Genomic DNA, 1,259 nt, shown 5'->3' on the forward strand with positions numbered 1-1,259 from the left:
ACTCCGCGGGCCGCGGTGAGTTGATCGCGGGCGGTCTCGAGCGCGGTGGTGAAGCTGGCCCGGTCGGGGTCGGTGCCCGGTTGAGTCTCGACCGCGGTGACCATGGCGATGCGCAACAGTTGGTAGAGGGTGAGCAGGGCCCAGACCTCTTGTTCCAGGCCGGGCTGGTCGCCAGAGCGCAGGACGTGGCCGTCCAGGATGGTGTGGCGCAGGGCGAGGTAGGCGGACTCGATCTCCCAGCGCTCGTGATAGAGCCTGACCAGGGCGTCGGCCGGGTAGCGGTCGTGGTCGAGCAGGGTGGTGATCAGCCGGTAGCTGTCGCCGACACGACTGCCGTCCTTGCCGGTCATCGTCAGGTGAGCTTCCACGATCCGCACGTCCAGCCCGTCGAAGCGGGACAGGTAGGAGCCGTCGGGCAGGCGCCTCAGAACCCGGGGGCTGCGGGTCGACTTGCTGCGGGCCAGCAGCATCGCGCCGGTGCCGGCAACCTCGGCGAGGAACGCGTTGGCGTCGAAGGCCCGGTCGAGCAGCACGAGCATGCCTGGCCGCAGCAGTGGCAGCAGGCGCCGGGCCAAGGTGGCCTCGTCGCGGTCGGTGGCCGACCCGATGACCGCGCCGATCAGGCCGCGGGTGCCGGTCTCGGCCAGGGTCATCAGCCGCAGGGTGGGGTATCCCGCGAAGCCCATCCGGTATCTGATCCTGCCCAGCCAGGACCGGTTGCGTTCGGTATCGGGGACCTTCAGCGAGTTCAACCCGTCAAAGGCCACAGTGCGCAGATCCCGGTAACACACGCCCGGCGTGTGTGGCTGGGCCAGCGGCCCAGCCACCACCTCGAACAAGGCCCTCATCGGCGCCGGCCCCAGCCGGCGACGCAGATCACGCAACGCCTTCTCCGACGGACACCGCACCACCAGACCCGCCAACCCGCTGGTCAGCTTCGCCCACACCCGGGCATACCCCAGCCCCGGGAACATCACCAACGCGAGCAGGAAATACACCCCGACCCGCGACGGAAGATCCCGCAGCCTGCGCTGCACCGCCCCGGTCAGCTCCAGCACGTCATCGACCAACTCAAACGGCAGATACTGCGTCAACTCGCCCACATGCCCCGGCGCGAAAACACCCCCAGCAACCCTGATCGACCGCGACACAACAACAGTGGCAGACTCAGACAACGACGGAGCTCCTGTGCACTCAAGGCGACCTAGACAATCCCTTGATCTACAGGAGCTCCGTCTCTAAATCCCCACCACCGCACC

At 68.0% G+C, this 1,259-nt stretch carries 1 protein-coding gene; it reads right to left on the reverse strand.

Annotated elements, in window-relative coordinates; genetic code table 11:
* The coding region (locus ACFPJ1_RS43265; RefSeq protein ID WP_380112277.1) for an IS4 family transposase at nt 1-1,175 on the reverse strand (1,175 nt) is incomplete at its 3' end.
* Between the last annotated feature and the right edge of the window lie 84 nt (nt 1,176-1,259).

This window comes from Kribbella qitaiheensis (assembly GCF_042657745.1).
Lineage (GTDB): Bacteria > Actinomycetota > Actinomycetes > Propionibacteriales > Kribbellaceae > Kribbella > Kribbella qitaiheensis.